Source organism: Gemmatimonadota bacterium (assembly GCA_016712265.1).
GTDB lineage: Bacteria > Gemmatimonadota > Gemmatimonadetes > Gemmatimonadales > Gemmatimonadaceae > RBC101.
Genome location: JADJRJ010000031.1, coordinates 473,325 through 498,340, shown reverse-complemented (window position 1 = coordinate 498,340; position 25,016 = coordinate 473,325). Strand labels below are relative to the sequence as shown.

At 68.0% G+C, this 25,016-nt stretch carries 18 protein-coding genes; 8 read left to right on the top strand and 10 right to left on the bottom strand.

Annotation, left to right across the window (positions count from 1 at the left end):
- Nucleotides 1-59 precede the first annotated feature (59 nt).
- The 5 genes from IPK85_23115 to msrP form a co-directional block, all read right to left on the bottom strand.
- The gene (locus IPK85_23115) at nt 60-1,202 is read right to left on the bottom strand and encodes a class I SAM-dependent RNA methyltransferase (GenBank protein ID MBK8250256.1); all 1,143 of its coding nucleotides are present in this window, start codon (nt 1,200-1,202) and stop codon (nt 60-62) included.
- A 115-nt stretch (nt 1,203-1,317) separates the two neighbouring features.
- Nucleotides 1,318-2,556 carry a FecR domain-containing protein gene (locus tag IPK85_23110; protein MBK8250255.1) on the bottom strand — a complete coding sequence of 413 codons (1,239 nt, stop codon included), beginning with the start codon at nt 2,554-2,556 and terminating at the stop codon, nt 1,318-1,320.
- Between the two features lie 96 nt (nt 2,557-2,652).
- Nucleotides 2,653-5,091 (bottom strand): ABC transporter permease, encoded by a 2,439-nt coding sequence (locus IPK85_23105; protein MBK8250254.1) that lies wholly within the window; start codon nt 5,089-5,091, stop codon nt 2,653-2,655.
- Between the two features lie 69 nt (nt 5,092-5,160).
- Nucleotides 5,161-5,856: a sulfoxide reductase heme-binding subunit YedZ gene (locus tag IPK85_23100; GenBank protein ID MBK8250253.1), complete on the bottom strand. Its 696-nt coding sequence runs from the start codon at nt 5,854-5,856 to the stop codon at nt 5,161-5,163.
- Nucleotides 5,857-5,884: 28 nt separating this feature from the next.
- Complete coding sequence (msrP, locus tag IPK85_23095; GenBank protein MBK8250252.1) at nt 5,885-6,610, bottom strand: protein-methionine-sulfoxide reductase catalytic subunit MsrP; 726 nt, start codon at nt 6,608-6,610, stop codon at nt 5,885-5,887.
- 414 nt (nt 6,611-7,024) lie between these two features.
- On the opposite strand from msrP, the gene IPK85_23090 reads away from it, so the two are divergent.
- The 3 genes from IPK85_23090 (at nt 7,025) to IPK85_23080 (ending at nt 10,868) form a co-directional block, all read left to right on the top strand.
- A complete protein-coding gene (locus tag IPK85_23090) occupies nt 7,025-7,603 on the top strand; it encodes a sigma-70 family RNA polymerase sigma factor (GenBank protein MBK8250251.1) in 579 nt (192 codons plus the stop codon).
- A gap of 74 nt (nt 7,604-7,677) precedes the next feature.
- Nucleotides 7,678-10,230 (top strand): protein kinase, encoded by a 2,553-nt coding sequence (locus IPK85_23085; GenBank protein MBK8250250.1) that lies wholly within the window; start codon nt 7,678-7,680, stop codon nt 10,228-10,230.
- A gap of 47 nt (nt 10,231-10,277) precedes the next feature.
- The gene (locus IPK85_23080; protein ID MBK8250249.1) at nt 10,278-10,868 is read left to right on the top strand and encodes a sigma-70 family RNA polymerase sigma factor; all 591 of its coding nucleotides are present in this window, start codon (nt 10,278-10,280) and stop codon (nt 10,866-10,868) included.
- Nucleotides 10,869-10,905: 37 nt separating this feature from the next.
- Here the strand turns inward: IPK85_23080 and IPK85_23075 are convergent, their stop codons facing one another.
- Nucleotides 10,906-11,169, bottom strand: coding sequence for a hypothetical protein (locus IPK85_23075; GenBank protein ID MBK8250248.1), 264 nt, complete (start codon nt 11,167-11,169; stop codon nt 10,906-10,908).
- 309 nt (nt 11,170-11,478) lie between these two features.
- Between IPK85_23075 and IPK85_23070 the strand changes: the two genes are divergently transcribed.
- The 3 genes from IPK85_23070 to IPK85_23060 all read left to right on the top strand — a co-directional run bounded on the left by IPK85_23070 (nt 11,479) and on the right by IPK85_23060 (nt 15,893).
- A complete protein-coding gene (locus tag IPK85_23070; GenBank protein MBK8250247.1) occupies nt 11,479-12,780 on the top strand; it encodes a protein kinase in 1,302 nt (433 codons plus the stop codon).
- Nucleotides 12,759-13,955, top strand: a complete 1,197-nt coding sequence (locus IPK85_23065) for an OmpA family protein (protein MBK8250246.1) — start codon at nt 12,759-12,761, stop codon at nt 13,953-13,955. Before IPK85_23070 ends, IPK85_23065 begins: the two co-directional genes overlap by 22 nt.
- Before the next feature lie 180 nt (nt 13,956-14,135).
- Nucleotides 14,136-15,893, top strand: a complete 1,758-nt coding sequence (locus IPK85_23060) for an ABC transporter ATP-binding protein (GenBank protein MBK8250245.1) — start codon at nt 14,136-14,138, stop codon at nt 15,891-15,893.
- 108 nt (nt 15,894-16,001) lie between these two features.
- Here IPK85_23060 and IPK85_23055 read toward each other — a convergent pair whose 3' ends face one another.
- The 4 genes from IPK85_23055 to IPK85_23040 form a co-directional block, all read right to left on the bottom strand.
- Nucleotides 16,002-17,036: a hypothetical protein gene (locus IPK85_23055; GenBank protein ID MBK8250244.1), complete on the bottom strand. Its 1,035-nt coding sequence runs from the start codon at nt 17,034-17,036 to the stop codon at nt 16,002-16,004.
- A gap of 222 nt (nt 17,037-17,258) precedes the next feature.
- On the bottom strand, nt 17,259-18,227 hold the full coding sequence (locus tag IPK85_23050; protein MBK8250243.1) for a glycosidase: 969 nt from the start codon (nt 18,225-18,227) through the stop codon (nt 17,259-17,261).
- Complete coding sequence (locus IPK85_23045; GenBank protein ID MBK8250242.1) at nt 18,224-20,407, bottom strand: glycosyltransferase family 4 protein; 2,184 nt, start codon at nt 20,405-20,407, stop codon at nt 18,224-18,226. Before IPK85_23045 ends, IPK85_23050 begins: the two co-directional genes overlap by 4 nt.
- Before the next feature lie 343 nt (nt 20,408-20,750).
- Entirely contained in the window at nt 20,751-21,629 is an 879-nt protein-coding gene (locus IPK85_23040; protein ID MBK8250241.1) for an MBL fold metallo-hydrolase, read from the bottom strand.
- A gap of 72 nt (nt 21,630-21,701) precedes the next feature.
- On the opposite strand from IPK85_23040, the gene IPK85_23035 reads away from it, so the two are divergent.
- Both IPK85_23035 and IPK85_23030 read left to right on the top strand, forming a co-directional pair.
- On the top strand, nt 21,702-22,250 hold the full coding sequence (locus IPK85_23035) for a TlpA family protein disulfide reductase (GenBank protein ID MBK8250240.1): 549 nt from the start codon (nt 21,702-21,704) through the stop codon (nt 22,248-22,250).
- 48 nt (nt 22,251-22,298) lie between these two features.
- Nucleotides 22,299-25,016, top strand: a complete 2,718-nt coding sequence (locus IPK85_23030; protein ID MBK8250239.1) for a peptidase — start codon at nt 22,299-22,301, stop codon at nt 25,014-25,016.

Sequence of the window (25,016 nt, the reverse complement as noted above, 5' to 3'; positions counted from 1 at the left end):
CCCCGGGCTACGTTTGCGCCACGAAGTCGAGTCAGGGGAACCCTGCGGCGTCCTGCTGCTCAGGCCTCTGCCGCTGACGCCAAACCCAGGGTGACCTTGGTTCCCCCGGCCGTCGTGGAGAACACCGACTCGAAATCGCACCCCACCTGCCCGACCAGCCGGGCATCGGCGGCGAGTAACACGAGGTCCCACCCCGCGAACGGTCCGTGCACGGACTTGCCGAGGGCGGCGTACAGACCGCGGAGAGCCGCCGCCTCGCCGATGCGCGCTCCCCATGGGGGATTCACGGCGATGAGCCCGGGCTCGGTGCCAACCGGCCGCGCGGCAGACAGGGCGCACCGGGAAAACTCGATATCGGCGGCAACGCCCGCGCGCGCGGCATTCTCCATCGCCGATTGAATCGCGCCCGCATCGCGATCGGAGCCGGCAATGGCTACGGGCGCCGCTGGACGCTCAGCCGCCGCAGCCGCCGCGCGAATCTCTCCCCACTGGCGCCGCGCCATCCCCGGCCACCCCTCAAAGGCAAACGAGCGATTGCGTCCAGGCGCCAGGCACCGGGCGACCATGGCCGCCTCGATGGGGATGGTGCCGGAGCCGCAGCAGGGGTCCACGAGCGGGCGCGACCCATCCCATCCGGCGCCACGCAGCATCGCCGCCGCGAGGGTCTCGCGGAGTGGCGCCTTGGCCACCGCGAGGCGATACCCCCGCCGATGCAGCAAGGCGCCTGAAGAGTCCAACGAGACGGTGCAGCGATCGTGGTCGAGTCGAACGAGGAGCAACTGGTGCGTTCCGTCGTCGTCGTCTTCGTCCCCGGGCTCGACCGCCCGGTGCGCCACGGCGCCGGCAATGGCCCCCTGCACCCGTTCCGCGACCGCCCCCGAGTGATACAGCCGTGACTTGCGACAGGTGACCCGGCAGGCGACCGCGGCCCCCGGCGCCAGCCAGCGGGACCACTCCACGGCCCGGAGTCGCTTGTCGAGCGTCGAGAAATGCGTGGCCTCGAACGTCGCGATCCGCACGACCACCCGTGTCGCGATCCGTGAATGGAGGTTCGCGCGGTAGACGTCGGCCAGTGCCCCCCGCATGGCCACGCCTGCCGACGACACCTCGCCAGCGGGGAGTCCGAGCTCCCGCAACTCATCCCCAAGGAGTGACGCGAGTCCTGGAGCGCCGATCGCGAAGATGTCGAGGAGTTCGGGCACCAGGCCAAGCTAGCGAGACCCCGCCGTCCGCCCAATTGCGCTCCGGGTCCCGAGACCGGCAAGACAAAGGGGCCCCCGCCGTGGCGAGGGCCCCTCACAACCACCGGAGCGTGGGCTACTTCTTGGGCTTCTTGAGGACCATCGTCTGGCCCTCCCAGCCGAAGAAGAGCCCCGAGGCCGTTTCCACCGACTTGATGGCATCCGTGGTGGACGTCAGCGGAGCGGTCATCGACACCACCTGCGCCCCCATCGTCGTGTCCTCGAGGAACATCTCCGTGCCATACCAACGCTTGATCATGGCCAGCGTGTGGCGCAGCGGCTTCTGGTCGATCGCGAACGTCCCGTCGACGTAACCGAACGCCTCGTTGAGCTGCGCTTCGGTCGGCTGCGCGGTGGATCCGTCCGGACGCACGAGCACGGTCTGGCCCGCAGTGAGCTGCTGCGTGCTCTCGTTGGGCTCCTGCACCTCGACCGTCAGCGAGCCTTCCTTCACGCGCGCGATCACGTACTCGTCATCCTTGTACCGCCGGAGCGCAAACTTGGACGACGGGGCGGCGGTGAACATCACGTTCCCTGCCAACACCTGGAACGGCAGGGACGCGTGGGCGGCCGGGGTGAACTCCGCGGATCCCTCCAGGCCGACCCCGCGCGCGAGTTCATTGAACTCGTCAGGCAGGGTGACCCGGGTCTCGGCGCCGAACATCGCTTCGGAGCCGTCGTCCAGCTTGACGTTGCCGCGCTGGCCTGTGCCGGTCTTGATGTCCTTGACGGCATTCGAGATCTGCCGCGCGAGCCGGCCCTTTTCGCCGGACTTCGCGAACAGGTAGCCCCCAAGGGCGACGGCACCGAGGAGGCCGAGTCCGGCGAGCATCGGCACCCAAATCGGCCGCTGCTTGGTCATCTCGCGGATGTGACCACCAGCCTCGTGACGCAGCTTGTCCTTCATCTGCTCGGCCTGCGCGAGCGCTTCGGCGCTGGGGCCCTTGATGACGTTGATGACCTTGCCCCACACGTCGTCCACCGTGGGCGCCGGTCCGCTCGACGCGGACTTTCCGTCGTCCCGCTTGCGGATACCGGCAAGGCGGCTGCGTTCACGTACGGCGGCCTCGTGCAGCGCGCCGTCCAGCATCGCGGTGAGGTCAGCGGGGCTCGTGAAGCTGGCACGATCCGCGAACAACTTGGGAATGAGTCGCTCGACGACGCGCGCCGCAGCGCCGTCATCACCGAGAGTCTCCTTCGCCTTGGCCATCAGGGACGGAAAGGCGGCACGAAAGAGTGTCTCCAGGGCGCCAAGGTCTCCGCTCTTCAACTTGGAGAGCAGGTCGGCGGTGAGACCGGGAATCGAGAGGGACATGGGGACGAAGGAACGGGTAGGGTTGTGGCGAATTCGGCCGTAGCTTGGCCTCGTGTCGCCCCGAGCGCTAGACCCGCGCCGTTGACCGACCGCGCGCTACTCCGTGCGGATTGCCCTGACCGGGTCGACGCCGGCCGCGCGACGCGCCGGGATCAGGATCGCGAGGGCGGCGACGGCGCCGAGCAGCAGCGGGACGCCGATAAAGGTCACCGGGTCGAGGGGACTCTCGCCGTACAGCATCCCGCGAATCAACCGGGTCGCGGCGAGGGCGAGCACGATCCCGATCCCCGCTCCCAGCCCGACCAGTTGAAGCCCCTGTCGCATCACCAGGCCCACCACCTCGCCACGCGCCGCGCCGATGGCCATCCGGATCCCGATTTCCCGCGTGCGCTGGGCCACGCTGTACGACATGACCCCATAAATCCCCACCGACGCCAGGATGAGGCCGAGGATCCCGAACACCCCAAGCGCGCCGCCGGCGAGTCGGGCCGGCATCAACGCCAGTCCGAGGTGGCTGTTGAGGGTGCGCACGTTGGACACGGGCATGGCCGGATCGAAGGCCGCGACCTCGGTGCGCAGCGTGGGGATGAGCAGCGAGGGATCTCCCGTGGTGCGGATCTGGAGTGTGGCGTCGATGCCGCGGGACTGGAGCTTGGCGTAGTAGGCATACGCCAGGGGGGCCTCACCTAACGAGCGGTACTTGCCCGTGGGGACCACCCCGATGATGACGTGGTCCTGTCCGCGGGCCCGCACCGATTTCCCCACCGCGTCCTGGCCGGGCCAGAACCGCTCGGCGAAGCGTTCGTTGACGACCATCACGCGCTGGCTCGTCGAGTCGTCCGCGACCGTGAAGCCCCGCCCACGCGCTACCCGGATGCCCATGGCCGTGAAGTACTCCGGCGAGACGACGTCGTAGTCGATCGACATCTGTTCGTCCTCGGCCGGGGTGTAACCTGGCACCTGGACCCCAGTCTGCGAGTTGTTGAGTCCGAGCGGCAGGTTTTCGTCGTAGCTGACCGCGACCACGCCGGGCGCGGCCGACAGGCGCTCCACGAGAGTCTGGTAGAGCTGTCCCGCGCGGGCGCGCGAGTACCCCTGCAGCTCAGGCTGCAGGTCGGCCATCAGGACGTTGCCGCCCTCGAATCCCTTATCGACCGCCGTGGCCGCCCGCAGGTTGCGCAGGAACAGCCCGGAACAGATGAGCAGAAGCATGGAGAGCGCCATCTGCGCCACCACCAGTGTTCGACTTGCCCGGGAGCGGCTGTCCCCGGCTGGCGCTTCGCCCTTGAGGGCGGGAATGAGGGCGGGTCGCGTGGCCTGCAGGGCCGGCGCGAGGCCAAAGAGGATGCCCGTGACGGCGGTCGCGACCAGGGTGAACGCGAGCACCGGCATGGACAGCCGCAGGTCCGCGCTGATGGTCACATCCATCGGCAGTTGGATGCGATTGAGGAACGACATCGCCCACGCCGCGATCGCCACCCCTACGGCGCCGGCCACGAGGGCGAAGAGCAGGCTCTCGATGAGCAGCTGCCGGATGATGACGCCACGGCGTGCGCCTAACGACAACCGGACGGCCATCTCGCGCCAGCGATCGCGGGCCCGCGCCAGGAACAGGTTGGCCACGTTCACGCACGCGATCAGCAGCAGCATCACGACCACCGCCATCACGACGGCGGACAGCCCGACCTGCGCTCCGCGCATGGAGGGATGGATGCCCGCCTCGTTCTGCGGGACCACCATGAACGAGCCGTTGCGGTATTCGTCGGGCAATTCGCTGATCAACTGCGCGTTGACGGCGGCAAGCCTGGCGGTCGCCTGCTCGGCGGTGACGCCGTCGCGCAAGCGCGCGATCACCTGCATGAAATTGTTGTCATACGTCGTGAGGGCCGTGCGATTGGACGGATCAATCGTCGCGACCTGGGAGAGCGGCACCCACATCGCCGCATTCACTACCGGCAGCGGGCCACTGAAGTCCTCGGGCATGATCCCCACGACCTCGAACGGGGCCCCGTTGAGGATGATCGACTTGCCAATGACCTGCGGATCCCCGCCAAAGGACCCCTGCCAGGCGGAATGACTCAGGATTACATAGGGGTTCGCGCCCGGCGTGTCATCCTCGGACGGAACGAAGGTGCGGCCACGGGCGGCGGTCGCCCCCAACACGGTGAAGAAGTTTGCCGAGACCATCGTGCCAAAGACGCGCTGCGTGCGGCCATCGGCCGACAGGGCGAGCGGGGTGAAGTTCCAGATCGCGGCGTCCTGGAAGACGTCCTTGGTCCGCTCCCGCACATCCCGCAGGTTGAGCGGCCCCCAGGACCCATACTCGATCCCCGGCCAGCGCCGGTACAACTGGACCAGCTCCTCGGGGGCGCGCGCGCCCGGCAACGGGCGCAGCAGCAGGGCATCGATCACCGAAAACACCGCGGTGTTGAGCCCGATGCCGAGCCCGAGAGTCAGGACGGCGACAAGGGTGAACGCCGGGTTCTTGGTGAGGAGGCGTCGCGCGGACCGGATGTCGTGGAGCAGGGTCGACATGGCGGGCTGGGATGAGGGTGACCTTCGGACAACGATCCCCGCCCTACCGTTTGGACCGACGGTACGGTTTCAGCGGCCCGCGCGGGACCAGCGCCACCGGAGGCCCAGGGAAAGTGCCAGGATCCCCATGAAGATGAGCGGCTCGGTGACATCCCGCTTCACGGCCATGTAGAAATGAATGCACCCGAGGACCGCCGATACATAGACCAGGCGATGCAGCGCCGTCCAGCGGCGATTTCCCATCCGGCGGATCCAGCCCTTGGTACTCGTGACGGCGAGCGGGACCATGAGCAGGAGGCCGAGCATCCCGAGCGTGATGTACAGCCGCTCCGCCACGTCCTCGACCAAGTTGGACCACATCAGCTCGATGTCGAGCCCGAAGTAGATCCCCAGGTGCACGACCGCGTAGAAGAACGCGAGGAGGCCGAAGGTGCGCCGGTACTTCACCAGCCAGCCGACCTTCGCGAGCCGCATGATGGGGGTCACGGCCAGGCAGGTGAGCAAGTAACGCAGCGCCCACTTGCCGGTGAAATGCTCGGCCTCCTTGATCGGCTCCGAGGTGAGGAGTCGCGTGTTGTTCACGAGGTCCGAGTAGAACGCCCAGCACACCCAGCCAAAGGGCACCAGGGCGGCGACCACCACCACCGGGTGGAGCCATCCTGGCGGCCTAAAGCCGCGCGGTCGGGAACCGTCAACGCGTGCCGCGCTGACCTCCCGTGCTGCTCGTACCTCGCCCGATCCGTTCGGGGCCACCGCTTCTGCCATCGGCCGTCCGCCGTCTGCCGTCTCGGACCTAGAAGTTCTTCCTCAGGTCCATCCCCGAGTACAACGACGCGACTTGCGTGTACCCGTTGAACATCAGCGTCTCGCGGCGGCGCAGCTCACCGATGCGTCGCTCACGTGCCTGCGTCCAGCGCGGGTGATCGACCGTCGGGTTGACGTTGGCGTAGAACCCGTACTCATCGGGCGTCGCCACGGACCACGCGGTCGCCGGCATCTGGTCCGTGAACTTGATGCTCACGATCGACTTGCAGCTCTTGAACCCGTACTTCCACGGCACGATGTGGCGCAGCGGAGCGCCATTCTGGTTGGGCAACATCTTTCCGTAGACGCCCACGACCATCATGGTCAGCGGGTGCATCGCCTCGTCCAGGCGCAGCCCTTCCACATACGGCCAATCCAATACGGGAAAACGCACCCCGGGCATCTGCTGCGGATCGAGCGCCGTGGTGAACTGGATGTACTTTGCCGAGCCTAACGGTTGCACGCGCTTGACCAGGTCGGCCATCGGGAAGCCCATCCACGGGATCACCATCGACCACGCCTCGACGCAGCGGTGGCGGTAGATCCGGTCCTCGACCTTATGCGGCTTCAGGAAGTCCTCGAGGTTGTAGGTCGCCGGCTTCGCGACCATCCCCTCGACCTTCACCGACCACGGCTTGGTCCGGAAATTCTTCGCGTTGGGCTTGGGGTCGTCCTTCCCCGTCCCGAACTCGTAAAAGTTGTTGTACGAGGTCACGTCCTCCTCGGGGGTTCAGCTCACCCTTGAGCTCCGCGCCGCCCATGGACGTCCCTCCCTGCTGCGCCGCGACCCGACTCGCCCCCGCCAGGGTCGCTGCGAGCCCAATGCCCGCAAACCCGGCCTCCTTGATGAAGGTCCGACGATCGTGGTACACCCCCTCCGGCGTGATTTCGGAGGATCGAATGGGGTGATCGGGAGTCGAACGGATGATCATGGGAGCGCTCGGTACGAAAGGGGGGACGACGGGATGAAGCTGCGCAGGTAGGGTCGGGTTCCCAAGCTACGCCACGGACCGGGTCACCGGATCTGTCCAGCCCCGACCCACAAGCCCTGTTACACCCGCCGTTGACCCCGGGTGCGCCTTGTCCGGGCCGGGGAGCCCAGGTACTCTAGCGGCGCTGCACGATCCAGTTGGCCCTTCCCACGGGAGCACACGAGACGGTGGAGTCGGCATCGGAAGGGGACGCCCCGGCGGGACCGCAGGCCATCGACGAGCTCTACAGCCTCGCCTACGACGAGCTGCGGCGGCTGGCAGGCGCGGTGAAACACGGCGACCCGTTCGCCACGGTGACCACCACCGCCCTGGTCAATGAAGCCTGGCTCAAGCTGGCCGCCTCCCCGCACTTCCGCGTCGTGGACCACAGCCACTTCAAGCACATTGTCGTCCGCGCCATGCGCCAGGTGCTGGTGGATTCCGCGCGCCGTCGACGGGCCGGCAAGCGGGCCGGGATCCACGTGCCGCTCGACGATTCCCTCCCACTGCCCCAGGACCCGGAGGACCGCGTGCTCGCGATCGACGCGGCCCTCCAGAAGCTCTCCACGCTGAGCGAACGCCAGGCGCGCATGGTTGAGGCGCGCTTCTTCGGTGGGCTGGACGTCCCCGCGACAGCGCAGCTGCTCAACGTGTCAGAAGCCACGATCCAGCGGGATTGGCGACTCGCGCGAGCGTGGCTGGCTGTTGAGCTGGCTGACGCCGGACGCCAGCCGTGACCGCCAAAGACGCGCCGCCACGCAATTGACGGCGGAGGCCGAATGGACATCGCACCCACACGCCGCAGGCGAAGATGAACCTGTCGCCCGACGATTGGGCCCTGGTCGAGCGGCTGTTCCACGACGTCGTGGACCTGTCACCCGATGCCCGCCGAGCCCGCCTCGAGGAGGTCGCGCGCGGAACCCCGGCAGTCAGTGAAGCCGTGCGGCGACTCCTCGAAGCCGAGTCCACGTTGGACCTCGATGTTTCGCTGCAACCTGAGATCTCGGCCCTTCTCGCACCCGCCGGGCCAACGGACCTTCCGACCACCCCATTCGGACCGTATCGAGTCATCGGTTGGCTCGGCGATGGCGGGATGGGAGTTGTCTATCTCGCCCGTCGGGACGACGTGGGCGCCGAAGTCGCCCTCAAGGTCCTCTGGGATGCGCCGCTCAGCCCGTTGCGACGCGCCCGGTTTGCCGACGAGCAACGCATCCTCGCCACCCTGCGACATCCGGGGATCGTGGCGCTGTACGACGCCGGGCAGACCGACGACGGCACTCCCTGGTTTGCGATGGAGCATGTCGATGGGACATCCCTCACGCACCACTGCGAGACGCGCGCGGCCTCCGTGCGCCAACGCCTCCTCCTGTTCCGCGAGGTGTGCGTGGCGGTTCGTGCGGCCCATGAACGCCTCGTCGTGCACGGCGACCTCAAGCCGGCCAACATCCTCGTGAACCGGGAGGGACGCGTCCGCCTGCTGGATTTCGGGATCGCATCACGGCTCGACACGACCGACACGGCGGTGATGCTGCGCCACCTCACGCCCGCCTATGCGGCTCCCGAACGACGCGCCGGCGAGGCGGGCTCCGTGTCTGGTGATGTCTTCGCCCTCGGTATCATCCTGGTCGAACTCCTTACGGGGCGTCGGCCCAGCAGACCGGTGGAGCGCGCGGACCTCCCACCGGCCCCCGGCGAGGATCTGGTGGACCTCGCCCACATGTGCCGGACCGCCACCGCGGGACGCGCCGACGCGCGATACCCCTCGGTCGAGGCGCTGCTCCGCGAACTGGAGCGCTACCTCGCCGGGCAGCCACTCGAACGTGCGCCCGCGCGCCCCGCGTACCGCTTTCGGAAATTTGTCCGCCGTCACCGAACGGTGGTGGCCGCCGGTGCCCTCGTGGCCACGGCCGCAGCGACCGGGCTGGTCCTGCACAATCGGGCCCTCACCGGTGCGCGGGATGCCGCCCTCCTCGAGGTCGAGCGCACCACGCGGCTGCGCCAGTTCCTGGAGAATCTCTTCCAGGGAGGGCAAGCCCCGGAAGCGTCCGACTCCATCCGCGTCGCCACCCTCGTCGCGAACGGCATCCGCGAGGCACGTGCCCTCACCATGGATCCGGGCATGCAGATGGAACTGCTCGAGTCGCTGGCCATTGTCTCCGAAGGGATGGCGCAGTACCCGCGCGCGGATTCGCTCATCCGCGAGGCGTTGGCGCAGGGCGTGCAACTCTACGGGGCATCCGACCCCCGCACCTTGCAGGCGCGGGTGCGTGCCGCCCGGTTGCTCATCTTGCGCGACAGCAGTGCGAGCGCCGAGCGCGTCCTGCGCGAGGTGATCGCCACCGTTCGCCCCGGGGACCAGGGGCATCCGGCCCACGCCGAGGCGTGGCTCGAACTCGGCAAGCTGCTGCGCGTAGTTGGTCGGGCGGCCGAGGGCACCGACGCCCTGCGACGCGCCGTCGCGGTTCGTCATGCGCGCGACACCCTGTCCCTCGGGTTCGTCGAGGCGCTCCGCGAGCTGGGCAATGCCGCGGGCGCCGGGGGCCAGCTCGCACTCGCCGACACGGCCTGGACCCGGGCGCTCCCGATCGCGCGTCGGCTCATGGGCCCTACACATCCGCAGGTGGCCTTTCTGCAGGCCAATCTCGGCAATACCGCGTCGCAACGCGGTGATCTGGCCGCCGCCGCGCGATACCTCCGGGCGTCGGTGGAGGCGTTGCGCGCCTGGTACGGCGACGACCACTACCTGGTGGCAGCCGCCCAGTATGTCCTCGTGCAGACGCTCGTCCGACAGTCGGCACTCCCCGAGGCGGACTCGCTCATCGCCCGCGTGATCGACGTCTATGGCCGCACGCCACTCCTGGGACCAAACAGCCCGAACTACGCCCTGGCGATTGGCTTGCGGGGCACCGTCCGCGACCGCACCGGTGACCCGCGAGGGGCCCGTGACGACTACAACACAGCGGCATCCCTCCTGCGCCGCGCGTGGGGCGTGACCCACAGGGACGTCCTGAACTTCGAGGCCAACGCCGCGCGCACGCTCGCCACCGAAGGCCGCGCCGACACCGCCGTCCGCGCGCTCACCCGAATCTCTGCCCGCGCCGACTCCGCGCTGGGCGCTCGCAGCCTCCACCCGGCCCAGCTCCGACTGCACCTCGCCGGCGCGCACCTCGCCGCACGAGAGTACGAGGCCGTCGTGGCCGTCACCCTGCCGGCGTTGGCGATCGTGGACTCCATCCTCGGGGGCGTCACTGCGGCGACCGCCCCGGCGCGCGAGACGCTGGCCGCCGCGTTTGACTCGCTGGGCGACACGACCCGCGCTCGGCTCACCAGGCAGCAACTGGCCGCGCTCCGGCGCCCCGAGTAGCGTCCAGCATGGCGCCAGCAGCGGACGACACCCCCCGGGGCCGACTCGTGACCAACGCGTCCGAGTTGGACCTCGTCGTGCACACCCTGACCCTGGACGAACTCCTCGCTGGAGTCCGTGCCGGCGGACGGAGCCATGTCGGGGAGCTGCATCGTCGGTTTGGACCAGACATCCTCCGACGCCTACAGGCCGAGGATTCCACCGTGACGGCGGCCGAGATCCTGTCCGATGTGTTCATGCGACTCCCGCATGCCCTCGCCTCGTATGAGGACCACGGGAAGTTCGAGGCCTGGCTGTACGTGATGGCCAAGCATGCGCTGGCTGACAAGCGCCGCAAGCGACGCCGCCTGCCGGACCAGATGCCGTCCGGGGGCTTTGAGGTTGCAGACACCGGCCGCCCGGGCCGCACCTGGGAACGGAACGAGGTCATCGATAGGCTGGCGGCCTGCCTCGCCGAGCGGCCGCGCGACGTGTGGCTGCGCAACCTCCAGGGTTTCACGGACCAGGAGACCGCCGCCTACCTCGGCATCACCGCCAACAACGTCGCGCAAATCCTGTTTCGGGCCCGGGCGCGAATCCGCGCCGAAGCGGCGGCCATCGGGTTGACCCCGTCCGACCTCACCCACCCTCCCGAGTAGGGCGCGTCGGACGGGGACCGTCGCATCGCCGGCACCGTCAGTGGCTGGTCCCGCGGCGCAGCGCGGGGGATCGCACACCGGTGGTAACGCCCAGTCCGCTGGTCCGGCTGCCGGTCAGGATCGGGAGCCCCACGCCACCTCCACCGCGGGTGGTGTCGGCGGGGGTCCCGACGTCGGCATACGCGGCGACCCGGCGTTCGCGACCAGACGAGTCATCCGGGGCAGTGGCGTCCTGGCAGGCCGCGGCCGGCACAGCAAGCGACAAGGCGAGAAGGGTGCGGGTGAATCTGATGCGTTCCACGGGGACCTCCGGGGTGATGGCCCGATGCGGCGTGCGCATCGCGACCGGTTCACCCGGGCAACGTCCCCCGACGGCCCGTTCTTACAGAGCCGCATTTCCCCGCTGCCGCGATGACAGATGGGGCTCCCTTCCTGCGCAACGACCAGTGCGGCGCGTGCGGTGACATAGGCCGGAGCTGTCGCTGCGCGATGCAGATCTCCCGAGAACACCGGGAGGGGTTGTCCGGGGTCCTGCACCAGTGCCAATTCCCCGGTGGCGGGGAAGATTGGAGCAAGCACAGGAGCGGGCGGCGGGCCCGGCAATGGACTGGTGACAGCACGAGAGCTTCGGCCCGGAACCCTCCTGGCCACGCGATACGAGATCGTCGAGCGCCTCGGGTCGGGCGGGTTCGGCTCGACCTTTCGTGCTCGCGATCGTTCGCGCTTTGACGCCGACTGCGTCGTGAAGGAGCTGCTTTCCGCGCGACAGGAGAACGACACCGCGCGTCGACTCTTCGAGCGCGAAGCTCGGGTGCTCCTGGAGCTTCGGCATCCGCAGATCCCGACGCTGCACGCCTACTTCGAGGAGGGCGGTCGCTTTTATCTCGTCCAGGATTTTGTGGATGGGGAAACGCTGGACGAACGGCTGCGTCGGGACACGCGCCTGCCGGAAGTCGAAGTGCGACGCATCGTGGGAAGTTTGTTGGACGTGCTGGAGTACCTGCACGGCCGCACGCCGCCAGTGATCCATCGGGACATCAAGCCAGCGAACATCATGCTGGGTGCCGATGGTGCCGTCTTCCTGATTGACTTCGGCGCCGTGCGAGAAGCGATCGGCGGCGGCGAGGACCAGGGCACCGCGATCGGCACGGCGGGATACACTCCGCGCGAACAAGCCGTGGGGCGCCCTCGCCCATCGAGCGACCTCTATGCCCTCGGAGCGACCGCGCTGGAATCAGTGACCGGGCTTCATCCGCTGGAATGGCACTCCGCGCGCACGGGCAAGTTGGACTGGAAGGGACGTGTCTCGTGCTCGGACGAGTTTGAGCGCTTTCTCGATGGGATGCTCGCCGAGGTGCAGGAGCGCTTCGATACCGCGGCCCGCGCCCGCGCAGCGCTCCGCGGCGGCGTGCCCCCGGTCGCCGCGGTACCGGAGACGCGCGAGACCACCCCGGCACCACCGGCGGCCGGCCGCCGCACGCTGCAAATAGTTGGGGTCGTCGCCCTCCTCGCCACCGCTGTCCTCGCGTTGGTCAGGCCATGGTCGCGAACGGAAGGGAACACAGCGGCTCGGGATACGCCGACCAGCGCCGCGACCGCGTTGCCGCCGCCTGGCGATACCGCTCCTGCGGCGGGACCGAGCGCTACGGCCACGTCCGACCCGCCGCCGGTCCAGGCGCCAGCGCCGCGTCCAGATCCTGCGCGGCCCGCGTCACCCCCGCCCGGCGGCAACACCGGCGGCCGCGTGTTGGTGGCACCCCCCCCAGCCGATTCGACTCCAGCGCCCCCTGCGCCGTCGGCGGAACTGCGCGAAGCGTGCGCGCGCTTGCTCGAGCGCATCAGCCTTGGCGAACGCCTCTCGGACGCCGAAACAGACAAACTCAAGAAAGAATGTCGCAGCGGAACGTCGTAAACGCCGCCTGTCGTCCCGTGTGGGCGTGCCTGCTCCTGCTGGGCTCCCTGGCCGGCTGTTCGTCGGCGCCAGCGCCCGCACCTCCTCCGGCCCCGGCCCCTGCCCCCACCGACGCCGCGCTCGCGGATGCCGTGCAGCGGATGGCCGTCGACCTCGCATCCCAACTCGGCGCAGGCGCTGCACGAAGCGTGGTGGTCGATCCCATGATCGACAAGACCACCGGCCAGCAGACCGAACTGTCGCAACGCGTGCAGGGAGCCTTGGTACCCGCCCTCACGACGTCGCTCAAAGACGCGACGCTCCTCCCCCTCGACGCCAGCAACGAGGCGAAGGCACGATTCGTCCTGACGGGCACGGTGTCGCTCGCTGCAGCCCCCGATGGGTACCTCGTCAACATCGCCCTGACGGACCGGCCCAGCGGGCTGGTGGTGGCGCAGTCGGCCGGACGCTTCAAGGGCGCCGGCGGCTCCGTTGCCCCAACGCGCTTCTACAACGACTCGCCGTCCCTCGTACGCGACCGCTCCGTTGACGGATACGTGCGCACCTCGGAAACGCGGAAGGGCGACGCCGCCGACGCGCTGTATGTCTCCCAGTTGCCCACGGCGGCGATCCTCGCCGATGCGCTCGACGCCTACAATGCCGGCCGCTGGGAGGTGGCGCTCGCCGCCTACAACACCGCAGCAGCGCGCGCCGACGGCCAGCAGCTGCGCACCTTCAACGGCATCTACCTCGCCAATGTCCGGTTGGGCAAGCTCGCCGACGCGGAAACCGCCTTTGGCCGGATTGCCGCCCTGGGCCTGGCGACCAACAACCTCTCCGTGAAGTTGCTCTTCCGACCCAACAGTGCCACGGAGTTCTGGCCCGGTCGTGACCTCGCCGGGATGTACCCGATGTGGCTGCGCCAGATTGCCCGGGCCATGCAGGCGAACGGGGCCTGCCTGGACGTCGTTGGCCACACCAGCAAGAGCGGCACGGAAGCAGTGAATGAACGCCTCTCACGGGCGCGCGCGGAGACCGTGCGACGCCTCCTCGTGGCAGAACGCGCCGCCCTCGCCTCGCGGCTGCAGGCCGCAGGGATGGGTTTCCGCGAAACGATCATCGGCACCGGAAGCGACGATGCCGCCGATGCGCTCGACCGGCGCGTCGAGTTCAAGGTCGCGACCTGCCCAGGCTGACGGGCCCCGTCAGCGGCCCCCCGCGCGCCTTTGACGGGCCCGAAAGTCAGTTGACGCAGGCGCGCCGAGCAGACCGCTTGCGTCGCTCGTACCGCTCGTGCTGCTCGTGCCGCTCGTACCGCTCGTGCCGCATCTGTTTGCCCGTTCCTCGATCCACCGCAGGGCCCCAGCTTTCCCTGCATGGATCTCCTGCTCGGCTACTTGCGACGCAACTCCGGCCTCGTCGCCGTGGCCCTCACCCTGGCCGCGATCAACCAAGTCTTCGCGCTCCTGGACCCGCTGATCTTCCGGTACCTCGTCGACCGGTATGCCATGCGGCACGCCGAGCTTCCCGCCGACGTGTTCTACCGTGGTGTGGGGCAACTGCTCGCTGCCCTGGTCGGCGTCGCGCTCGTGTCCCGCATCGCCAAGAACTTCCAGGACTACTGCGTGAACATCATCACGCAGCGCGTCGGCACGCGCCTCTATACGGACGGCATTCGCCACGCACTCGCCCTGCCGTTCGTGGCGTTCGAGGACCAGCGCTCCGGGGAGACCCTCGGCCGCCTGCTGCGCGCGCGCGCGGACGTGGAGAAGTTCGTCGCCTCGCTGGTCAACGTCGCGTTCATGACCTTGGTCGGGATCGTCTTTGTCACCGCCTATGCGTGGACGATCCACTGGGCCGTGGCGCCAGCGTTCCTCATTGCCGTGCCCCTGCTCGGCCTCCTCAGCCTGGTGCTCAGCCGGCGGATCAAGCCCATCCAGAAGGAGATCGTGCGCGAGACCACCGCGCTCGCCGGGAGCACCACCGAGTCGTTGCGCAACATCGAGTTGGTCAAGAGCCTGGGGCTGGTGGAACAGGAGGTCGACCGCCTGAATGCCACGACCCGCGCCATCCTCCGGCTGGAACTCAAGAAGATCCGCTACCTCCGTTCGCTCTCCTTCGTGCAGGGCACGTCGGTCAACTTGGTGCGGACGGGCATCCTCCTCCTCATGCTCGTCCTCGTCTATCGCGGCGAGGTGACCGTCGGGGAGTTCCTGTCGCTGTTCATGCAATCGTTGTTCATCCTGTCGCCGCTGCAGGAAATGGGGAACGTGATCAACACCTGGCGCGAAACCGAGGCGTCGATGGCCAACGTGCAGGCATTGTTCGCGATCCCGGTGGATCCCGTGCCATCCGATCCCGTCGCGGTGGACACGCTCGACGAACTGCGCTTCGACGCGGTCACCTTCGCGCACAAGACGGCCGTCGCCCCTGCGTTGATGGACATCTCCTTCGTCGTGCGGCGCGGGGAGACCATCGCCTTCGTCGGCCCCTCCGGCTCGGGCAAGACCACCCTGGTCAAGCTGTTGGTCGGACTCTACACTCCCGCTGCAGGCCACATCCGGTACAACGGCACGCCGCATGACCGCATCGATTTCGGCCGATTTCGCGAGCGGATCGGCCTGGTCACCCAGGACACGCAGCTCTTTTCGGGGACCATTCGCGACAACCTGCGCTTCGTGAAGCCGGGCGCCACCGACGCCGAGTGCCTTGCGGTGCTGCGCCGGGCCGCCGCGCAGGGGTTGCTCGACCGCGCGGATCGCGGCCTCGATACGACCATCGGCGAAGGCGGGGTCAAGGTGTCTGGCGGGGAGAAGCAGCGCCTCTCGATCGCCCGGGCGCTCTTGCGCCGGCCGCACCTGCTCGTGTTCGACGAGGCGACGTCGGCCCTCGACTCACTCACCGAGGACGAGGTGACGCAGACGGTCCGCGCCATCAGTGCCGCGCAGGATGCGGTGACGGTCCTGATTGCCCACCGCCTTTCGACCGTCATGCATGCGGACCGCATCCACGTGCTGGAGCGCGGCCGGATCGTTGAGGTGGGAACGCACGGCGAGTTGGTCGAACGCGGGGGCCTGTATGCCGCCATGTGGCGGCAGCAGGTGGGCGAACGACGTGCCGAGGTGCCGCGGTAGCCGGATCTGCCATGTGGCGGCGACAGTCCCCGTTCACCCACCGTGCCGCCCAGGTAGCTCCGGCGCGGAGAAACGCGTGGGGCCGGTACCCGGCCCCACGCCGACGGGCTACTTACTCTGCGTCGTCACCAGGAATCGCGACCACCGGCCATCCGCACCTTGCCCGAACAAGCGCTCCGACATGGGAATCGACACGCTGAGGTCGGGTCGATCCGGATGTTGAAACGGGAAAGCGTCGAGCAAGCTGAACAGACCGTGGCCGATCACGAAGGAATCGAGGGACAGCACTTCGCCCTGACCGTACGACGGATAGATCCCGGTGTACGGGGTCCCGGCGACGTCCAATGGGACCCCGACGTTATCGACCGCGGTAAAGAGCGCACCATCGAGGAAATACTCGACGCGTGAGGTGCCGGGGCCGCGGGAGTACCGAATGGCGAGGTCGTACTTCTTGCCGGGGACGATGCTCGCTTCCTTGACGATCTGCGTGTATGCACGGTCGAGCCCCACGCTGCCGACTCCGGTCACGTTGCTCGGAAGGCGTTCAACCAGGGCGAACACCTTGTTCGACGACACGAACCAGTCGAAGAGCTGGCCCGTGGCGAAGTTGATCATGTTGAGCACGACACCGGCCTGCTGGCCTTCGAGCGCCACCGCCGACCACGGCGACGCGCACGGATCCGACGTCGACGTCCACGAGAACGGAGCGCCGTAGCACCCACGCACGACGCGGCCAGGGACGGTACCAGGGGTCTCCGCCTCGACGCGTACCGAGAACATCAAGGAACCGACCGCGGGAACCGCGAACTCCTGGGTGCTGACGGCGATGTACTTGAGGTGGTCGAAGACGCTGAAATCGGCCCCGACGTGAAACGGCACGGCGCGCACGTTCACGGTGCCGTTGGACGCCACCGTGCGTGTCCCGCCAGCTGCGAGTTCCAGCGGGCCGTAGATGTTCGCCCACTTCTGCAGGTATTCGGCCTCCGACTTCGCGTCGTACGAGATCTTGGCGGCCGGCCCTCGCACCATGTCGGCAACCGCGTCCGGGGCGACGAGGCGGGTCGGCGTCGAGCGGTCACTGCACGCGGCAACGGCAATGAGTCCAACGAGGAGGGGGTGGAACGAGGAGGTGAACCGAGGCATGAACGAACTCCCAGTGAGGTGGGGTGAGGTGATGCCCCTGGGCGCCGAAACGCGCCAGGGTGCAGGCGCGGATAATCCGCACCTGGAGACGCGTGGACGCGGCGCCGAACGGCGCACGCGCGACCAACCTCACACCACGAATGCACATGAGCAACGCCTCACGCTCAGAGGCACGTTAGGCAATTCACACCGAGCGTCGGGGCTTGACGTCACCACCGACGATCAGTCGTTGGTTCCGTCCCCGGGCTGCCCGTGTTCCTCCAGCCACCGCAGGCAGCGCGCGACACTCCCGGTCGCCACGGCAATGCATGTGTCCGCGGCGCCGTAGTAGAGGAACATGGTGTCGCCGTCCGGGCCGATCGTGTATCCGCACGGGAAGGTGACGTTGCCCACGTCACCAGCGCGTTCATACGGCTCCTCGGGACCAAAGACCCACAGCGCGCCCCGCCGCAGCACCACCTCGGGATGCTCGAGGTCGAGCAAGGCCAACCCGAGGCGATACAAACTTCCTGAAGCCGTCCGGCGCACGCCATGGTACAACATCAGCCACCCCTGTGGCGTCTCCAGCAGTGGCGGCGACAAGCCGACCTTGTTGGCGTCCCACCAAGCCCCGCGGCGCGCCTGCAATACCAGCCGATGGCCGCCCCAGTTGCGCAGGTCGGGCGAATAGGAGATCCACACGTGCGAACCGGAGTCATGCGCCGGCCGGTGCAGAAGCGCATAGTTGCCACCGATGCGCCGGGGTAACAACGCAGCGTCCTTGTCATCAGGTTGCATCACAAGACCGCAGCGCTCAAAGGTGATGAAGTCCTCGGTGAGGGCCAACGCCACCCCCGGACCGCCTCGACTGAAGGCGGTGTAGGCGATCGCATACTTCTTCAGGTCTTCCATGTACGTGATGCGCGGATCCTCCACCCCCCACACTTCCTCGGGGAATCGCGCCGGATCAGGTTCGAACGTGGGGCGGGGATCGATGACCCAGCCGTCCACCCCGTTCTGCGAGCGCGCCGCACAGAGGTGGGAGTGCCCGCGCCGATCCTCGACGCGACAAAGCAACAACGTGGTGCCATCAGCCAGGCGCGTCGCCCCCGCGTTGAAGACGGAATGGACCGGGTATGGCCACTGGGCGGCGGTCAGGATGGGGTTGAGCAGGTAGCGCTCGAACAGGACTTCGTAGTGACGCGCGGTCATGGATGGGGAAGGAGGGGTGCATGGGCCTGATCGGCGCGTTCGGCCGCTTCCATGTCTTGCAGGGCGAGCAGGAAGGAGATGGTCGACTCCGCGCCCTGATTCTGGTTCAGGCGGTCGACATGCACGCCGTCGCGACAGCCCCCACTACTGGCATCATGCAACGGCAGGTGGAGCGGATTGCGGCCGAGGAACCACGCAAAGGCGACCCGTGCGATGCGCAGCCAGTCGGAGGTCCCGTCAATGCGGTACGCGTCCAGGCACGCGGCCACCATGCCACAGGCCTCGATCGGTTGCTGGTCAAAACGCGCGGCGACCCCGCCGCGCACGAAGAACCCATCGGAGCCGATCGGTGCAAAGTCGCCCGCATCATTGCGTTGGACCCTCGCCAGCCATGTGAGGGTACTGCGGCCCACCTCGACGAGGGCGGCATCGCCCATCGCCGCGCCCGCGACCAGGAGCGCCTGCGGCAACCGCGCGTTGGCGTAGGTCAGGCGATCTTCGTACCAGGGCCACTCGGGGGTGCTGACCGCCGCATGCAGGGCGCGCAACCGTTCGGCGAGCTGCCCCCGCAGCCGGTGCACGGCCCGGTCCCCCTCGAAGGCTCGTAGGTATCCCCCCACGCCCAACAGGGCGTAGGCCCAGGCGCGAGGACTGGTGAACCCCTCGAGCACCGGGAGGGAGGCATGGAACAACTCGCCGGCGAGACCGCGGCACCCGGGATCGCTGGCCCCGCTGGCCATGGCGCCCAGCGCCCAGATCGCCCGACCATGGCTATCCTCGGAGCCAACCCCCGGGACCCAGGTGCGCGCATAGTCCATGAAGTTGCGAAACCGCCCGGACGTCGGGTCGAAGGCGTGGGCGACAAACGCGAGGTAGCGTGTCGTCAGCGCGCGGACCTGGCGCCGATCGCCACTGCCCGCCTCATCGAGGCGCGCCATGAGGAGCAGGGCGCGGGCGTTGTCGTCAAGACAGTAGCCATCGGCGTATCGCGGAACGACCCCCTGCGCATGCTGCAGCACCCCCGTGTCATCCGTGAGCGTGTGCAGGTGATCGAGGTTGAGTTCGGGGAGTCCCGGCGCACGCTCGGCCAACGTGCGCGCACGAAACGCTGTCCGCCGTCGCTGGGCATGGCTATGCACGGCGCGTTCGAGCGACGCCACGTGCGATTGCGCCACGGTCCCCCACGCCATCGCGCGCCCGTACGTGGCCGCACGTTGGCGCATCGCACTCCCCTGGTCCAGCGATCCGCGCAAGGCCAGGACGGCCGTCGCGATCGCTGCCGGATCGCGCCGCGGCACCAGGACGCCGCGTCCGTCGGCGAGCAGCTCCGTCGCGTACCGATATTCCGTGGAAATGACCGCCTTGCCCGCCCCGACCGCATAGGCCAGCGTGCCTGAGGTGCTCTGTTCGAGGTTGAGGTACGGCGTTACATAAACATCCGCAGCCGACAGAAACTCCCCCAGCTCCTCCCGACTGACAAACCGGTCATGGAAGATGATGCTCCCGTCCACCCCCAACGCCTGCGCGCGGGCCTCCAGCATGAGGCGGTACGACTCCCCGTGGTGCTCCCGCACGTGGGGATGCGTGGCGCCGAGGACGAGGTACACGGTGTCCGGATGCACGGCCAGGATCGCCGGCAGGGCGTCGATGACGTATTCGATCCCCTTATCCGGTGACAGCAATCCGAAGGTGAGGATGACGGTCTTGCCGGCAACACCAAGTCGATCCTTGTCGCCACTCGCCAGCATGAACTCCGGAATGCCGTGCGGGATCACGTCAATCGACGCCGCGGGAACCCCGTGCACCTCCTCGAGCAACGCGGCGCCATGCTGGCTCATCACGACCAGGCGCTCCGAGTACCGGATGATCTCATCCATCACGCGTCGTTGCGCCACATCCGGCGTGGCAAGGATCGTGTGCAGGGTGGTCACCACCGGCATGCGCAGGTCCGCCAGCAGGGACAGCACCATCTGCCCGGCGCGCCCGCCAAAGATCCCGTATTCGTGCTGCAGGCTGACCACGTCGACCGTCGAGACGTTCAGGAAGTCGGCCGCGCGTTGGTATGACGTCAGGTCGTTCTCGGTGACCTCAAAGCGCACGGCTGGCGGGTATGCATGCTGTCGGCCGACGTCGTTCATTGCGACGACGAGCGCGTCCAAGTGCGGATATTCGCCGGCCATCGCCGTCGCGAGGTCGGTCGTGAAGGTGGCAATGCCGCAGCGGCGTGGCAGGTGGTTTCCCAGCAACGCCACGCGGTGGAGCGAGGTCCGACACCCCCGCTGACGCGGCCCGGGTGGGGCGGATACAACAAGGGCGGAGGAAGGCACCGGCGCACACGGTCGCGGGGAATCCTCGCGCGGAGTGGCGCGGTGATGCCTGCCGTCGGGTCGGAGCGGAGCGCTCCGAGGGGCGGCCAAGGAACGGTCGCCAAGAGGTGGGCTCCTGCAACATACTACAAGGGCGCCTCGCGCGCTGGCGGCCCCGACCGTGCGAGGCGTCAGGCCGCGGCAGGCCCGGCCGTGTTTAGCGCCGGCTCAACTCCTCGAACACGGCGCGCACGAATCGCTCGTGTCCACCCGGCCAGTCCTTCTCGTACGCCGCCGTCACCTTGAGCGCGAGCACCTGCTCGATGGTCTTGCCGGCACGCACCTCCTGCTGAATGCGCTCGCGCGCGGCATACACGGCGTCGCGCCAGGCCTTGAGGCGGTTACGATCGGTCACCTGCCCGTGCCCGGGAATGATCTTCGTCTGGGCATTGCTCAACGCATACGCCTTGTCCGCGGCGCCAATCACGCCGTGCACGGACCCACCACTCGAAAGGTCGATGAACGGCAGTCCCGTATTGTTGAACGCGTCCCCCATATGAATAGCGTTCGCCTTCACGAAGTGGATGATCGCGTCACCGTCCGTGTGGGCCGGTGGCACATGCGTCACCACCATCGAGTCGCCATTGATGTGAAAGGTCACGCCATCGTTGAACGTGACCACGGGGAGCGCCGCCTTCGGCGAGGCGGGCTCGCGGCGGTTCATCGCCGCCATAAACTGCTCGGTGGACATGCGTTTGCGGACGTTGTCGTGCGCCACAATCATCGCGCCGGACTTGCCGAAGTTCTCGTTGCCGCCCGTGTGGTCAAAGTGCCAGTGGGTGTTCACTACGAACTTTACCGGCTTGTCGGACAACGTGCGGATCGCGGCCACGATCTTCGGGGTCAGGGGCGCAAACTGGTCGTCGATGATGAACACGGCATCCTCACCCACGGAGACACCGATGTTGCCGCCAGCGCCAAAGAGGACGTGAAGCCCCTTCGACAGCTCAACGGGCCGGACCTGGACGGTGTCGTAATTGGTCTGCGCCCCGAGGCGCACGGCGGCGGAAACGGCAAGGAGGACGGCAAGACGCATGTGATTCGGTGTAGTGGTTGCGGATAACCTACCTCCACGGGCCCTGGCTCGCAGGTCGCTATTCTTCACCGCGTGACGACTCACCCACCGCTTTGGCGGCGCTTCCTTTCGATCGGGAACCTGGTCACCCTCCTCCTGGTGGCCTGGGCTGCCCCGCGCCTGCTCCCCCACCTCGGTGCCCTGGTAGGGGCCGAGTCGGGCGGTCGGCGGCTTCCGACCTGGTCCGCGCAGACACTCGCCGGCACCATGATTGGCAGCGACTCGCTCCGCGGCCAGGTCGTGCTCGTGAATGTCTGGGCGACCTGGTGCTTGCCGTGTCGGGCCGAGATGCCCCTGCTGGAAGCCATGCACCAGCGACACCGCGCGAGGGGGTTCGCCATGGTGGGCCTCTCCGTCGACCGCGGCCCCGAGACCGAGGTGCGAGCCTTCCTCGCCGAGCGGGAAATCACCTACCCCGTGGCCATCGTGCCGGATGCGTTTCTCAACGTGTTCGGCGGTGTCCGCGGATACCCGACCTCCTTCCTCATTGACCGCGCGGGCGTCATCAGGCACGCCGTGATTGGTCCGCTGGCGCCAGCCACGCTGGAGCTCGCGGTGCGACGTCTCCTGGACGCCTCGTAGTCGTCGCCCGTTCTTCCTCCGGCGCGAATGCCGTCGCACATTCACTAGATGCGACCGATTTCCATCCCGCCCTGCCTGCGCCGCCTCGCGATCGCCGCGATGGCCCTCGTCCCCCCCCTCAATGCGCAGGGACGCATCACCACGCCACGCGAGGCGCTCGGGCACGACTTCGGCGACGACTACTTCCTCGCGAACTACCGCCAGATCTCCGACTACTGGGCCCGCCTCGATCGCGAATCCGACCGCATGGTGGTGCGCGAGATCGGGAAGACCGCCGAGGGTCGGCCGCACCTGATGGCGATCGTGACGTCGCCGGAGAATCACCGTCGGATCGATCACTATCGGTCGATCGCCCAACGGCTGGCCAAGGCCGAAGGCCTCACCGATGACGAGGCCCGCGCCCTCGCCCGGGACGGGAAGGCCGTCGTCTGGATCGACGGTGGCCTCCACGCCTCCGAGACCCTCGGCGCCCAACAACTCGGCGAGATGGTCTACCAGATGGTGAGCCGCGACGACGAAGAAACGCGCCGCCTGCTCGACGACGTGATCATCCTGTTTGTTCATGCCAATCCCGACGGCAACGACCTCGTCGCCGATTGGTACATGCGTCGCAGCGAACCGACCCAGCGGACCCTCGCCGGTATTCCGCGCCTCTACCAGAAGTACATCGGCCACGACAACAATCGCGACTTCTTCGCATCGACCCAGGCCGAAACCGAGAACATCAACCGGGTGCTGTACCACGAGTGGTTCCCGCAGGTGCTGTACAACCACCACCAGTCCGGACCTGCCGGCACCGTGGTCTGGTCGCCGCCACTGCGCGACCCGTACAACTACAACCTCGACCCGATCATGGTGCTGGGCTTCCAGTCGTTAGGCGCTGCGATGCACACGCGCCTGGCGGTGGAGGGAAAACCGGGAGCCACGATGCGCTCCGGCGGACCGTACGACGGTTGGTGGAATGGCGGGATCCGCAACACGGCGGCCTTTCACAACACCATCGCGCTGCTCACCGAGATGATCGGGAGCCCGACGCCGATGCGCATCCCGTTTGTGGCGCAGCGCCAGCTCCCTGGCGCCGACCTCGCGTATCCGATTCCACCGGGGCCGTGGCACCTGCGCCAGTCGGTGGATTACTCGGTCTCGCTGAATCGCGCCGTGCTGGACTACGCCTCGCGCATGCGCGAGAACCTGCTCTTCGGCATCTACCGGATGGGGCGCAACTCAATCGAACGTGGGGGTCGCGACACCTGGACGACCAACCCCAAGCGTCTCGCGACGGCCGCCCAGCGACTGAGTGGAGGTGGAACGCAGGGCGAGGCAGCGGCGTGGGCCGAGCTGCGACGTCCCGAGCTGCGTGATCCGCGGGGGTACATCATCCCCGCGAACCAACCCGACTTCCCCACGGCGACAAAGTTCATCAACGCCCTGCGCGAGACCGGCATCGCGATCCTCCGCGCACGCAGCAACTTTGCCGTGCAGGGCAAGGAGTATCCGGCGGGCACCTTCGTCGTGAAGACCGCGCAAGCGTTTCGCCCGCACGTCATCGACATGTTCGAGGCGCAGGTCCACCCCGACGTCTTCCCGGTACCCGGGGGGCCGCCGACGCCACCGTACGACAATGCGGGATGGACGCTCGCGATGCAGATGGGGGTGCAGTACGATCGCATGCTCGAGGACTTCACCGGACCGTTCGAGACGGTGGATGCCTGGAACCTCCCGATGCCCGCGACCACGGTCGTGGGCGACGCGAACGCCACTGGCTACCTGCTGGATCGTCGTGTGAACAACACAGCCATTGCCGTGAACCGCCTGTTGGCCGCAGGTGAGAGAGTGTCCCAGCTCACCAGTGCCGTGACGACGGGTGGGGTCACATGGCCCGCGGGCACGATCCATGTGCGCGCGCGCAAGTCCACACGTGGGATGCTGGAACGCGTCGCCCGCGAGCATGGGGTTCCGGTGACGGGCACGCGGGCACGCGTGGCTTCGCCGATGGTGCCGCTCCGCGTACCGCGCATCGGCCTCTGGGACCAGTACGGTGGCTCGATGCCCTCGGGATGGACGCGTTGGATCCTCGAGCAGTTCGAGTTCCCGTTCGCGCGCATCTTTGCCCAGCAGCTCAATGCTGGCCCCCTTGGCGCCTCCTTCGACGCCCTCGTATTTGTCGACGGTGCCATTCCGTCAGGTCCCCCGCGCCAGGCCGACGTGCCGATCCCTGACCTCCCCGCGGAGTACCGCACGCACACGGGACGCGTCAGCGTGGATACGACCCTCCCCCGCGTCCGCGAGTTTGTTGAAGGGGGTGGCACGGTCGTGGCCATCGGTGAGTCCGCGGTGAATCTGGCCGCCTTCTTGAAGTTGCCGATCGAGGATCACCTGGCCGAGAACGGCAAGCCCCTGCCCCGCACCTCGTTCTACTCGCCAGGCTCGTTACATCGCGTGCGGGTGGATACGACGCACGCTGCCGCCGCGGGAATGCCGGGCATGGTCGATGTCTTCTTCGACGACAGCCCGGTCTTCAAACTCAGCGCGGACGCGGCCGCCCGCGGAGTCACACCGATCGCCTGGTTTGACACCGCGACGCCGCTCCGGTCGGGATGGGCCTGGGGTGAACGGTACCTCCAGGGCGGTGTGGCTGCGGTCGAGGCGCGGGTGGGGAAAGGGCGCGTCCTCTTGTTTGGTCCCCAGATCCTGTGGCGAGCGCAGCCGCACGGCACCTTCAAGTTCCTCTTCAACGCGCTGCTGGTCGGAGCACAACGCAGCTAG

What these genes read in the sequence shown, in the direction of transcription:
- IPK85_23030 (MBK8250239.1), top strand. Translation starts at nt 22,299, where the DNA reads ATGCGACCGATTTCCATCCCGCCCTGCCTGCGCCGCCTCGCGATCGCC.
- IPK85_23055 (MBK8250244.1), bottom strand. Translation starts at nt 17,036, where the DNA reads ATGCCTCGGTTCACCTCCTCGTTCCACCCCCTCCTCGTTGGACTCATT.
- IPK85_23105 (MBK8250254.1), bottom strand. Translation starts at nt 5,091, where the DNA reads ATGTCGACCCTGCTCCACGACATCCGGTCCGCGCGACGCCTCCTCACC.
- IPK85_23110 (MBK8250255.1), bottom strand. Translation starts at nt 2,556, where the DNA reads ATGTCCCTCTCGATTCCCGGTCTCACCGCCGACCTGCTCTCCAAGTTG.
- IPK85_23085 (MBK8250250.1), top strand. Translation starts at nt 7,678, where the DNA reads ATGAACCTGTCGCCCGACGATTGGGCCCTGGTCGAGCGGCTGTTCCAC.
- IPK85_23040 (MBK8250241.1), bottom strand. Translation starts at nt 21,629, where the DNA reads ATGCGTCTTGCCGTCCTCCTTGCCGTTTCCGCCGCCGTGCGCCTCGGG.
- IPK85_23045 (MBK8250242.1), bottom strand. Translation starts at nt 20,407, where the DNA reads ATGGCCGGCGAATATCCGCACTTGGACGCGCTCGTCGTCGCAATGAAC.
- IPK85_23060 (MBK8250245.1), top strand. Translation starts at nt 14,136, where the DNA reads ATGGATCTCCTGCTCGGCTACTTGCGACGCAACTCCGGCCTCGTCGCC.
- IPK85_23100 (MBK8250253.1), bottom strand. Translation starts at nt 5,856, where the DNA reads ATGGCAGAAGCGGTGGCCCCGAACGGATCGGGCGAGGTACGAGCAGCA.
- IPK85_23065 (MBK8250246.1), top strand. Translation starts at nt 12,759, where the DNA reads ATGTCGCAGCGGAACGTCGTAAACGCCGCCTGTCGTCCCGTGTGGGCG.
- IPK85_23050 (MBK8250243.1), bottom strand. Translation starts at nt 18,227, where the DNA reads ATGACCGCGCGTCACTACGAAGTCCTGTTCGAGCGCTACCTGCTCAAC.